Origin of the sequence: Paracoccus endophyticus (genome assembly GCF_003286075.1) — a bacterium.
GTDB classification, from domain to species: domain Bacteria; phylum Pseudomonadota; class Alphaproteobacteria; order Rhodobacterales; family Rhodobacteraceae; genus Paracoccus; species Paracoccus endophyticus.
Genome location: NZ_QLUV01000001.1, coordinates 232618 through 244115 on the forward strand (window position 1 = coordinate 232618; position 11498 = coordinate 244115).

The following is an 11498-nucleotide window of genomic DNA, read 5'->3' on the forward strand; positions in this document are numbered from 1 at the left end:
GCGGGGCAGGCTATGCCGCATGCCCGGCAAGGTCCAGCCGCAGCGGCGCCCCAGGCCCGCGCCGGTCAGCCGAGCACGTCGTCGCCGGTCAGCCGCGCCAATCCCTCGATCCGCACGATCAGGTCGGCCAGCCGGTCGCCGTCCAGGTCCGCCAGCACCTGAACCCCGCCCGCGACCGCAAGCCACCGCCATTCCGCGCGCCCCGCGCCAGAGAACGCCGCCTGGTCCAGCCAGGCGCCCCAGATCGCCGACAGGTCCAGCCTGTCGCTGCCCGACTGGAAATCGGCGATCCGGTCGGGGTGCGGCGGGTTCCCTGGGCCCGGCGCGGGCGGCAGAAAGCGGAACGCGTCCGCGCCCTCGCCCCCGTGCAGCACATCGCCGTCGCCGCGGGCGAACAGCAGGTCGTCGCCGGCGCCACCCTGCAGCAGATCCGCGCCCGCCCCGCCCGACAGGCTGTCCGCCCCCGCGCCGCCGTACAGCGAATCGGCCCCCTGCCCGCCCGACAGCCAATCTGCGTCAGCCCCCCCCAGGATCACGTCGTCGTCCATTCCGCCAAACAGCGCATCCTGACCCGCCCCGCCGTCCAGCGCGTCACGGCCCCATTCCCCCAGCAGCCGGTCGTTGCCCTCGCCACCGAACAGGCGGTCGTCGCCGGTGTTGCCCCACAGGCTGTCGTGACCGACAGCGCCGCCGAGCGCGTCGTTTCCCGCGCCGCCCATCAGCCGGTCGTCGCCCAGTTCGCCGTGCAGGGCATCGTTTCCGGACCCGCCGTCGGCCGCGTCGTTGCCCGCACCCCCGTAGACCCTGTCGTTGCCCTGGTGCGCGCGCAGCGTGTCCGCGCCGCCATCGCCCGACAGGACGTCGCCGCCCAGGCCCCCGCCCACAAGGTCGTTGCCCTCGCCGCCCGCCAGCGTGTCGGTTCCGGCCCCGCCCAGCAGCGTGTCGCCGTCATCCCCGCCAAACAGCCGGTCCCCCCCTTGGCCCGCCGACAGCAGGTCAGCGCCTTCCCCGCCAAACAGCGTGTCCGACAGCTCGCCCCCCCGCAGCACGTCGGTCCCCCAGTCGCCCGCCAGCATGTTGCGCCCGCCCTGGCCGTGCAGCGTGTCGTCGCCCAGGCCCCCGCTCAGCCGGTCGTGGCCCGCGCCGCCGCCCATCAGGTCGTTTTCGGAATGGCCCCGCAGGGTGTCGTCCCCGTCGCCGCCCAGGATCGTGTCCTCGCCGGCGCCACCAAGGACAAGATCGTTCCCGCCGCCCGCCTCGACCCGGTCCCGCCCGGCCCCGGCCGAGACGTGATCGTTGCCCCCGCCGGGCCGCAGCGTGTCGGCACCCGCGCCCGCGGCCATCACGTCGCGCAGCAACCCGCCGATCATCAGCGTGCGGCCCGTCAGGTCGATGAACACGTTGCGCCCCAGCGCGTCGATCAGCACGTCGTCGCCCGCGCCGCCCTGCAGCCGGTCGTCGCCCGCCCCGCCCGCCAGAGTGTCGCGGCCCTCGCCGCCGTCCAGCAGGTCGGCGCCGTCGCCGCCGTTCAACTGGTCGTTTCCCGTGCCGCCCAGCATCGTGTCGTTGCCCGCGTCGCCCATCAGCCGGTCGTCATCAGCCTCGCCGAACAGCTGGTCGTGGCCGTCGCCCGCAGCCATCACGTCGCCGCCGGCGCCGCCGCGCAGCGTGTCGTTGCCGGAATTGCCCTGCACGGTGTCCCCGCCGCCATCGGCCGTGATCCGGTCGGCGCCCGCCCCGGCCATGATGCGGTCGCCCGAGGCGCTGCCCAGCACCGTGTCGTTGCCATCCATCCCCCAGACCGTCGCGCCCCCGCGTGCGGCCAGAACGTCGGCGCGGGGCGAGCCCACCAGTTCCAGCGCGATGGCCGGCGGGGCATAGTGGGCCACGGGAAACAGGGAATTGTCGAACAGCCCGGGCAGCAGCGTGCGCCCGTCGCCGGAATAGACGTCGATCACCGTCTCGCCGAAGCGGATCTTGATGCCCCAGGTCTGGGGCGTCATGCGCAGCTGCAGGGTGGACCGGATCATGCCCAGCATGGACAGGTCCAGCCGGTCCACGCCCATCTCGAAGTCCTTGACCGCGACACGGCCGTCCACCGGCAGCGGGACGAACAGGTCGGCGCCGCGGCCGCCGTACATCGCGACCGACTCTGCCCCCGCGATCAGGATGTCGTCGCCGTCCAGGCCCTTGATGATGGTGGTGCCGGCCCCGCCCTGGATCAGGTCGTCCCCCGCGGTGCCGTCGTGGCGCCCCTCTCCGACGGAACGGGTCTGTCCGCTCTCGCCGGGGTCGATGACGAACTGCGTCAGGCCTCGTTCCGTGGCAGAGCCGGCAAAGACCACGATCCGGCCGTCCACGACCTGCGCGGCCAGCGCCGAGACGTCCGCCAGCGCAAGATCGGCGCGGTCGGCGATGGTCTGCAGGTGCAGCAGCCGCCCGTCGGGTGTCACGGTGAACAGGCTCAGCCCGTCGTCGGCGCCCCCCGCGATGACGAAGGCACGGCCGTCCAGCGACACCGCCTCCAGCACCGTGGCGGCCTCGAACCGCGTCGTGCGCTCGTCCAGCACGTGATCGACCGGGACCAGCCCGCCGCCGGGCGTGACGCGCAGGGTGGTCAGCGACGAGCTTCCGGCGCCGCTGACCACCAGGAAATGCTGCCCGCCCACCTCGACATGGGCAATGTCGCGCGGACCGTTGAAGCCGGCGCCGCGCGCGGCGCCCAGGAATTCGCCGTGCCCCAGCGTGCCGTCGGGCAGGATGCGGTGCAGCGCGATGTAGTTCCCGCGAGTCGAGGCGGTGGCGATCAGGTCCAGCGAGCCGATGCGGATCGCCACCACGCGGTCGACCTGCGCATCGGCCGGCAGGCCGTGGGGCGCGGCAGCCCAGTCCACCCGCCCCAGCCGGCCGTCGTCCAGTTGCCGCCAGATCGAAAAGGCCGCCAGGTCATGGCAGGTCACGGCCAGCATCGACAGGCCGGACAGGGTGGTCAGGCTGTGTGCGGTCAGCACGTCGGCCGGCAGCGACGCCAGGTTCAGGGCGTCGTCCGCCGACCCCAGCGCGCCGTCCTCGCGCAGCTGGCGCACCGCGGCAGGGGCGCCGTACAGGCCGGCGGTCAGCAGGCTGATGCCGCCGGGGCGGTCGATCAGCACCGCCTCGGGGTCGGCCTGGTGGCGCAGGCCGGAACCAAAGGGGTGGCTGGCCACCGTGACCACCTGCCGGTCGGGATCGGCCACCCACCAGACGGTCTGCCCGCCCCCGGCATGGGTCACGCCGTACAGCATCGTCCGCCCGCCCACGACCCCCAGGGTCAGGTCGGTCAGGTTCTGGACGAACCCCGCGCGGGGGCCGCCCAGAATGGCCACAAGGCGAACATCGACCATTCCCGTCCCCCAACGTCATCGGTCCGGGGTGCAGAATGCGGCCAAGGTCTTTCAGGTCCATGAGTTTCTGCCCACGAAAGGCCGCAAAGTGCCGGGGATTTTAACGGTCGCCCAATCCCTGACTCTCAGGCCCCGCGGCCTCGCGGCGATAGGGGCCGAAGGCCGCGGTCTCGGCCATGTCGTCGCCCACCGCCGCCGTCTCGTGGCGCAGATAGTCGGCGATGGCCGCGCGAAAGCCCGCGTCGGCGATCCAGTGGACCGAATGGATCTCGCTCGGCAGATAGCCGCGGGCCAGCTTGTGCTCGCCCTGCGCGCCGGCCTCGACACGCGCCAGCCCGTGCGCGATCGCCCAGTCGATGGCGCGGTGATAGCACAGCTCGAAATGCAGGAACGGGTGATCCTCGACGCAGCCCCAGTAGCGGCCGTACAGCGTGTCCCGCCCGATCAGGTTCAGCGCCCCGGCGACGGGGCGTCCGCCGCGTTCGGCCAGAACCAGCAGGCAGTCGTCGCGCATCGTGTCGTGCAGCGCGTCGAAGAACGCCCGCGTCAGATAGGGCCGCCCCCATTTGCGCTGCCCGGTATCCTGATAGAAGGTCCAGAACGCATCCCAATGCTCGGGGCGGATGTCGTCGCCGCGCAGGCTGCGGATGGTGCCGCCAAAGGCCTGCGCGCGGTCGCGTTCCTTGCGGATCACCTTGCGCTTGCGGCTGGACAGCTGCGCCAGAAAATCGTCGAAGCTGCGATAGCCGCGGTTTTCCCAGTGATACTGGGTGGTGGTCCGCGACAGCCAGCCCTGCGCCTCGGCCAGCGCCCGCTCGGGCGCGGTGCAGAAGGTGACATGGGCCGACGACAGCCCGGCCTGGTCGGCCACCTGCGCCATGGCGGCCAGCAGGGCGGCCCGGACGCGCGCGTCCTGCGCGATCAGCCGCGGCCCGGTGGCCGGGGTAAAGGGCACCGCGCATTGCAGCTTGGGGTAATAGCGCCCGCCCGCGCGGTGCCAGGCCTCGGCCCAGGCGTGGTCGAAGATGTATTCGCCCTGGCTGTGGGCCTTGAGATAGCACGGCGCCACCCCGACCACGGCACCGTCCCTGCGTGCGACCAGGGGACGCGGCAGCCATCCCGTCCGCCCGCCCACGGACCCCGAGCGTTCCAGCGCCAGCAGGAAACGATGGCTGGTGAACGGATCGCCCCCGTCCCCGCAGGCGTCCCAGTCGGCCGCGGCGATATCCTGGATCGAGGGCAGCAGGGTGACGGTCAGTTCGGCCATTGTCGTCATCTAGGCACGCTTTGCCCGATCGCAACGCCCGGCGGGCGCACGGTTCCCCATGCGCCCGCGGGTCCTGTCCCGGCTGCCCCCGCGGGGGCAGGCCGCGGGCCCAAGGGGCGCGCGGCCCCCCGGCCGTGCCTCACGCGCGGACCAGCGCCTCGTAGTCCTCGGCGATCTTTCGGGTGGTCGCGCCGACCTGGAAGTTCCAGTCCTCGCCGATCTGCGCCACCGGCGTCACCTCGGCCGCCGATCCGGTCAGGAAGCATTCCTGGAAGGTCGCGACCTCCTCGGGCAGGATGTGGCGTTCGTGGACCGGGGTGCCCTGCTCCTTCAGCATCGCGATGATGCTCTGGCGGGTCAGCCCGTTCAGGAACACGTCGGCCAGGGGGGTGTGCACCTCTCCGTCGCGGACGAAGAAGACGTTCGCGCCCGTCGCCTCGGCCACGTAGCCGCGATAGTCCATGAACAGCGCGTCCGAGCAGCCCTTCTTCTCGGCCGCGTGCTTGGACATGGTGCAGATCATGTAAAGGCCGGCGGCCTTCGCGGCCGCCGGGATCGTCTCGGGGCTGGGGCGCTTCCACTTGGCGATGTCCAGCTTGGCGCCCTGCCATTTGGCGTCGCCGTAATAGCTGCCCCATTCCCAGGTGCAGATCGCCAGCCGCACCGGGTTGTGGCTGGCCGCGACCCCCATGTCCGGCCCCGCGCCGCGGAAGGCCAGCGCGCGCACATAGGCGTTGTCGAAGCCGTTGGCGTCCAGCACCTGCCGCTTGGCGGCGTCGATCTGGTCGGCGGTCCAGGGGATGTCCATGTCGATCAGCTGGCCGGATTTCAGCAGCCGTTCCGAGTGGTCGTGGCCCCTGAAGATCTTGCCGTCATAGCAGCGCTCGCCCTCGAACACGGCGCTGGCGTAATGCAGGGCGTGGGTCAGCACATGCACCTTGGCGTCGCGCCAGTCGACCAGTTCGCCGTCCATCCAGATCTTGCCGTCGCGGTCTTCATAGCTGCCTGCCATGTCGCGGTCCCCCTGACCTTCTTTGCGATTGTTACGCAGCCCCGCCAGAAACACGGCAGAAAGTTGCGCTCTGCGGGCAATCGGTAACGATTGATTCTTGGAAAGTCAACAAGACTGCCCTATTACTTGGTGGCATCGGAAAAGGGCGGCTGGCGGCCGCCGGTGGTGGACCAAGGGGGACCGGGGGCAATGCAGCAGGCAGGCGCGGGACGAAGCTTCGGGGCGGGCCAGGGCAGCAGGCTGGCCGCCGGGCCGGGGGGCGAGACGCTGCTGTTCCTGACCGACGAACAGCTGCGCCGCGGGATCGAGGCGATGTACTTCGCCTATCGCGCCTTCACCTCGGACCCCGACCTGATGCTCGAGGAAATGGGCTATGGCCGCGCCCACCACCGCACGCTGCATTTCATCAACCGCGATCCGGGGCTGACGGTGACGGCGCTGCTGGACGTGCTGGGGGTGACAAAGCAATCGCTGAACCGCGTGCTGCGCGGGCTGCTCGACGATGGGCTGGTGGAAAGCCGCGTCGGCCGCCGCGACCGGCGCGAACGCCAGCTCTACCTGACCGACAAGGGCGCGGCGCTGGAAAAGCGGCTGTCGGAATCGCAGCGCGCGCGGATGCGCGCGGCCTATCGCGCGGCGGGGCCGCAGGCGGTGGCGGGGTTCCGGCAGGTGCTGGAATCCATGATGGACCGCGACACGCTGCGCCAGTTCCAGTCGCTGCGCGACCTGCCCGAGGGCAAGGCATGACCGGCGCCCCCGACAGCCACATCCTGGTGGTGGACGACGACGAGCGCATCCGCACGCTGCTGCGCCGGTTCCTGGTGCGCAACGGGTTCCTTGTCACCACCGCGCGCGACGCCGCGCAGGCGCGCAGGCTGCTGGCGGGGCTGGATTTCGACCTGATCGTGCTGGACGTGATGATGCCGGGCGAGGATGGCTTTGCGCTGACCCGCGACCTGCGCAAACGCGCGTCCACCCCGATCCTGCTGCTGACGGCGCGCGGCGATACCGACGACCGCATCACCGGCCTGGAATCGGGCGCCGACGATTACCTGCCCAAGCCGTTCGAGCCGCGCGAGCTGCTGCTGCGGATCGCCGCCATCCTGCGGCGCGTGCCCGCGGCCGAGGCGCGGGGGCCCAAGTACCTGGCGCTGGGCCCGCTGCGCTATGACGCGGGCAAGGGCGAGCTGATGCAGGGCGACAGCCACATCCGCCTGACCGGCAGCGAGCAGACGCTGATGCGCCGCCTGGCCGACACGCCGGGCGAGGCCGTCAGCCGCGCCGCCTTGATCGAGGAACTGGGCCGCGACCCCGACGAGGGCGGCGAGAACAGCGAGCGCGCCATCGACGTCCAGATCACCCGCCTGCGCCGCAAGATCGAACCCGACCCGCGCGAGCCGCGCTTTTTGCAGACCGTGCGCGGCACCGGCTACATGCTGGTGCCGGACTGAGGCCACAGCCCCCAACCCTCTGCGCATCCCTGGCCTGTCGCCCCTGCGGGTGCGGCCGGACGCTCAGGCGTCCAGCAGGCGGTGCAGATAGTCGCCGTACTCGTTCTTGGCGAACATCCTGGCACGGGCGGCCAGCTGGTCGCGGCCGATCCAGCCCTTGTCGAAGGCGATCTCCTCGGGGCAGCCGGACTGCATCCCCTGGCGGTTTTCCAGCGTGCGCACGAAGTTGCCCGCGTCCAGCAGGCTGCCGTGCGTGCCGGTGTCCAGCCAGGCATAGCCGCGGCCCATCTTCTCGACGACCAGCGCGCCCTCGTGCAGATAGGTTTCCAGCAGGGACGTGATCTCCAGCTCGCCCCGCGCCGAGGGGCGGACGCCCCGCGCCCGTTCGGGGGCCGTGCCGTCCAGGAAATAAAGGCCCGTGACGGCATAGTTCGACGGCGGGACTGCGGGTTTTTCGATGATCTGCACGGCCCGGTCCCGGTCGTCGAAGGCCACCACGCCATAGCGTTCGGGGTCGGCCACCCGATAGCCGAAGACCGTGCCGCCGCCCGTCCGCGCGCCGGCGGCCTCCAGCAGCTCGGTCAACCCGTGGCCAAAGAAGATGTTGTCGCCCAGCACCATCGCGGACGGCGCGCCGGCCAGGAACTCCTCGGCCAGGATATAGGCCTGCGCCAGCCCGTCGGGGCGGGGCTGGACGATCCAGGTGAACGCAACGCCCCACTGGCTGCCGTCGCCCAGCAGGCGCTGGAACTGGGCCTGGTCGTCGGGCGTGGTGATGATCGCGATCTCGCGGATGCCCGACAGCATCAGCACGCTGATCGGGTAGTAGATCATCGGCTTGTCGTAGATCGGCAGCAGCTGCTTGGACAGCCCCATGGTGATCGGGTAAAGCCGGGTGCCCGACCCGCCGGCCAGGATGATGCCCTTGCGCTGGGTCATGCAGAAAGCTCCTTGATGACAGGGTCCAGGCTGACGCGCCAATCGGGGCGCGCGATGCCGAAGTCGCGGGTGATCGCCGCGCAGTCCAGCCGCGAGTTCAGCGGCCGGCGTGCGGGCGTGGGATAATCGGCGGTCGGAATGTCCACGACCTCGGCCGAAAGGCCGGACCGGGCCAAAATCGCACGGGCGAACTCGGCCCATCTGACGTCCGGCGCCCCGGCGAAATGGTAAAGCCCGCCCTTGGCAGGGTCGGCCGTCATCTGTTCGGCCATCGTCAGCACCGCGCGGGCGATGTCGCGGGCGGCGGTCGGCCCGCCGACCTGGTCGGCCACGACGGTCAGGCGGGGGCGTTCCGCGCCCAGCCGGCGCATCGTCCTGACGAAATTGCTGCCGTGGGCCGAGAAGACCCAGCTTGTCCGCAGCACCGCCCATTGCCCGCCCGCGGCCGCGATGGCGCGTTCGCCGTCCAGCTTGGTGGCGCCATAGACGCCCAGCGGCGCGGTCGGCGCATCCTCGGCCCGTGGCGCCTCGCCCGAACCGTCGAAGACATAATCGGTCGAGATATGGACGAACGGCACGCCCAGGTCCGCGCAGGCCGCGGCCATCGCACCCGGCGCGTCGGCGTTGACCCGGCGCGCCGCATCCGGTTCCGCTTCGGCCCGGTCCACGGCCGTCCAGGCGGCGGCGTTGATGACGGCGCGGGGCCGCACGGCGCGGATCAGCGCGGCGCAGGCGGCGGGGTCCGAAAGGTCGGCGTCCTCGCGCCCCGCGAACCGCGCGCCGGGCGCGAGGCGCGCCAGTTCGCGCGCGACCTGCCCGGTGCGGCCGAAGACCAGCAGCCCGTCCATCACGCGACCCCCAGCCGCTGGCCCACGCCCTGCCGGTCCAGCAGCGGGCGCCACCAGCCGGGGTTGGCCAGATACCATTCGACGGTCAGGCGCAGCCCCTGTTCCACCGTCACCGACGGCCGCCAGCCCAGCTCGGTGCGGATGCGGGTCGGGTCGATGGCATAGCGGCGGTCGTGGCCGGGCCGGTCGGGCACGAAGGTGATCAGCCGGTCGTGGGGCGCGCCCTCGGGGCGCAGGTCGTCCAGATGCGCGCAGATGGTGCGGACCAGGTCGATGTTGCGGGCCTCGTTCTCGCCCCCGATATTGTAGCTGCGCCCGACCGTGCCGCGGTCCAGCACCGTCAGCAGGGCATCGGCGTGATCCTCGACATACAGCCAGTCGCGCACGTTGCCGCCGTCGCCGTAGACCGGGATCGGCTGGCCCGCCAGCGCCCTGAGGATGACGACCGGCACCAGCTTTTCGGGGAAGTGATAGGGGCCGTAGTTGTTGGAACAGTTGGTCAGCACGACCGGCAGGCCATAGGTTTCGTGCCAGGCGCGCACCAGATGGTCGCTGGCCGCCTTGGAGGCCGAATAGGGGCTGCGCGGGTCATAGGGCGTCGCCTCGGTGAACTGGCCCGTCTCGCCCAGCGAGCCGAACACCTCGTCGGTCGAGACGTGGTGAAAGCGGAACCCCTCGGGCCGGCCCTCGCGCGTCCACCAGGCACGCGCGGCCTCCAGCAGGTTGTAGGTGCCGGTGACGTTCGTCTCGATGAAGGCGCCGGGGCCGTCGATGGACCGGTCCACATGGCTTTCCGCGGCCAGGTGCAGGATGGCGTCGGGCCGGTGCCGGTCCAGCACCCGGTCCAGCGCCGCCCGGTCGCGGATGTCCACATGCTCGAAGGCATAAAGCGGGCTGCCGGCCACGCTGGCCACGTTCTCGAGGTTGGCCGCATAGGTCAGCGCGTCGAGGTTCACGACCGCATGGCCGCGGGCCACCGCCTGCCGCACCACGGCCGAGCCGATGAACCCCGCGCCGCCGGTCACAAGGATCTTCATGCCGTCACCTCGAACGGGGATTGCCAGTCGGCAAAGGCCGGGGCCGCGCGGTCCTTGTCCGACAGGATCGGGTCGGGGACGCCCCAGTCGATCCCGACGCTGTCCCAGCGGACCCCGCCCTCGGACGCGCGGTCGTAATGCGCGGTGCATTTGTAGCAGATCTCGGTGTCGTCCTCGCGGGTGACGAAGCCATGCAGGAATCCCGGCGGAACCCAGATCTGGCGGGCGTTCGCAAAGCTCAGCTCGACGCCCACCCAGCGGCCATAGGTCGCGTACCCGCGCCGCGCGTCCACCACCACGTCATAGAGGCTGCCGCGCCCGCAGCGCACCAGCTTGCCCTGCGCGTGCGGCGGGGCCTGGTAATGCAGCCCGCGCAGCGTGCCGGCGCGTGCCGACAGCGAATGGTTGTCCTGCACGAACTCGGGCAGGTGGACCCCGGCCTCGGCCAGGGTGCGCCGGTTCCAGCTTTCCGCGAAAAAGCCGCGCGCGTCGCCGTGGCGGGCGGGCGTCAGGATCAGCACGCCGGGAAGGGAGGTGGTCTCGATCTGCATCTCGGTCCCTCGGATTCGTTTCGCGTCTGTTGGCATTTTTCGCGGCCAAGGAAAAGCGGCGGCTGTGCAAGTCCCTGCCAGCGCGCTAGTTTCGCCCGTGGATTGAGCGGAAGGGACGCAGCCATGCGGATCGTGGGCGGCAGGTTGCGCGGACTGAGGCTGGCGGACGTGGGCGCGGGCGACCCGGCCGGCCACCTGCGCCCGACGACCGACCGCGTGCGCGAAGCGATGTTCAACCTGATCCAGAACAGCCATGGCATCGCGCTGGACGGCGCGCGCGTGCTGGACCTGTTCGCGGGCACCGGCGCGCTGGGGCTCGAGGCGCTGTCGCGCGGCGCCGGCCGCGTGGCGTTCGTCGACGACGGCACGGCCGCGCGCGCCCTGCTGCGCGCCAACATCGAGAAGGCCCGCGCGATGGGCGCGACCGACATCTGGCGGCGCGACGCGACGGCATTGGGGCCGAACCGGGGCGCGCCCTATGACGTGGTGTTCCTGGACCCGCCTTATGGCGCGCGGCTGGGCGAGGCGGCGCTGGCCTCGGCCCTGGCGGGCAGCTGGATCGCCCCCGCCGCCCTGATCGTGTGGGAGGAGGACACGCCCCCCCTGCCCCCGGCCGGGATGATGCCGCTTGACCAGCGCCGCTATGGCGACACGCTGGTTACGCTGCTGCGGGCCGCGGGCTGAGGGCGCCAGATGAAACGGCCCCCGCCGCGATGGCAGGGGCCGTTTCCTGAACCTGTCCGGCTCGCGTGCGCCCAGGGGCGCACCGTCTCACGATTCCAAGGATCCGCGGGGCGGGTCCTCAGAGTGCGCCTTCGCGCTGTGCCTTTTTACGGGCCAGCTTGCGGGCGCGGCGGACGGCCTCGGCCTTTTCACGGGCTTTCTTGACCGACGGCTTTTCGAAATGCTGCTTGAGCTTCATTTCACGAAAGACCCCTTCGCGCTGAAGCTTCTTCTTCAGGGCACGAAGCGCCTGTTCGACGTTGTTGTCGCGAACGCTTACCTGCATG

11 protein-coding genes are annotated in these 11498 nt (G+C 71.3%); 3 read left to right on the forward strand and 8 right to left on the reverse strand.

The annotated features are described in order from the left end of the window. Positions 1 to 65: 65 nt before the first annotated feature. The 3 genes from DPQ23_RS01155 to DPQ23_RS01165 all read right to left on the reverse strand — a co-directional run bounded on the left by DPQ23_RS01155 (position 66) and on the right by DPQ23_RS01165 (position 5662). Positions 66 to 3383 (reverse strand): calcium-binding protein, encoded by a 3318-nt coding sequence (locus tag DPQ23_RS01155; RefSeq protein WP_112872836.1) that lies wholly within the window; start codon positions 3381 to 3383, stop codon positions 66 to 68. A 100-nt stretch (positions 3384 to 3483) separates the two neighbouring features. Continuing rightward, positions 3484 to 4650 (reverse strand): GNAT family N-acetyltransferase, encoded by a 1167-nt coding sequence (locus DPQ23_RS01160; protein WP_162630596.1) that lies wholly within the window; start codon positions 4648 to 4650, stop codon positions 3484 to 3486. A 139-nt stretch (positions 4651 to 4789) separates the two neighbouring features. Continuing rightward, entirely contained in the window at positions 4790 to 5662 is an 873-nt protein-coding gene (locus tag DPQ23_RS01165; protein ID WP_112872838.1) for a branched-chain amino acid aminotransferase, read from the reverse strand. Between the two features lie 189 nt (positions 5663 to 5851). Between DPQ23_RS01165 and DPQ23_RS01170 the strand changes: the two genes are divergently transcribed. Together DPQ23_RS01170 and DPQ23_RS01175 are read left to right on the forward strand one after the other, a co-directional pair. Then, on the forward strand, positions 5852 to 6409 hold the full coding sequence (locus DPQ23_RS01170; protein WP_112872839.1) for a MarR family winged helix-turn-helix transcriptional regulator: 558 nt from the start codon (positions 5852 to 5854) through the stop codon (positions 6407 to 6409). Beyond that, the gene (locus DPQ23_RS01175; RefSeq protein WP_112872840.1) at positions 6406 to 7113 is read left to right on the forward strand and encodes a response regulator; all 708 of its coding nucleotides are present in this window, start codon (positions 6406 to 6408) and stop codon (positions 7111 to 7113) included. Before DPQ23_RS01170 ends, DPQ23_RS01175 begins: the two co-directional genes overlap by 4 nt. A 63-nt stretch (positions 7114 to 7176) precedes the next feature. Here DPQ23_RS01175 and rfbA read toward each other — a convergent pair whose 3' ends face one another. From rfbA to rfbC, 4 genes are read right to left on the reverse strand one after another with little or no spacing between them, the layout of a single operon-like run. Then, positions 7177 to 8052: a glucose-1-phosphate thymidylyltransferase RfbA gene (gene rfbA, locus DPQ23_RS01180; RefSeq protein ID WP_112872841.1), complete on the reverse strand. Its 876-nt coding sequence runs from the start codon at positions 8050 to 8052 to the stop codon at positions 7177 to 7179. Further along, entirely contained in the window at positions 8049 to 8900 is an 852-nt protein-coding gene (gene rfbD, locus DPQ23_RS01185; protein WP_112872842.1) for a dTDP-4-dehydrorhamnose reductase, read from the reverse strand. Before rfbD ends, rfbA begins: the two co-directional genes overlap by 4 nt. Next, positions 8900 to 9937 carry a dTDP-glucose 4,6-dehydratase gene (gene rfbB, locus DPQ23_RS01190; protein WP_112872843.1) on the reverse strand — a complete coding sequence of 346 codons (1038 nt, stop codon included), beginning with the start codon at positions 9935 to 9937 and terminating at the stop codon, positions 8900 to 8902. The genes rfbD and rfbB overlap by 1 nt, the downstream gene beginning before the upstream one ends. Then, positions 9934 to 10488, reverse strand: a complete 555-nt coding sequence (gene rfbC, locus DPQ23_RS01195; protein WP_112872844.1) for a dTDP-4-dehydrorhamnose 3,5-epimerase — start codon at positions 10486 to 10488, stop codon at positions 9934 to 9936. Before rfbC ends, rfbB begins: the two co-directional genes overlap by 4 nt. Before the next feature lie 123 nt (positions 10489 to 10611). On the opposite strand from rfbC, the gene rsmD reads away from it, so the two are divergent. After that, positions 10612 to 11172 (forward strand): 16S rRNA (guanine(966)-N(2))-methyltransferase RsmD, encoded by a 561-nt coding sequence (rsmD, locus tag DPQ23_RS01200; protein ID WP_112872845.1) that lies wholly within the window; start codon positions 10612 to 10614, stop codon positions 11170 to 11172. Between the two features lie 118 nt (positions 11173 to 11290). Here rsmD and rpsU read toward each other — a convergent pair whose 3' ends face one another. Continuing rightward, positions 11291 to 11497, reverse strand: a complete 207-nt coding sequence (rpsU, locus tag DPQ23_RS01205) for a 30S ribosomal protein S21 (RefSeq protein WP_011748553.1) — start codon at positions 11495 to 11497, stop codon at positions 11291 to 11293. Between the last annotated feature and the right edge of the window lies 1 nt (position 11498).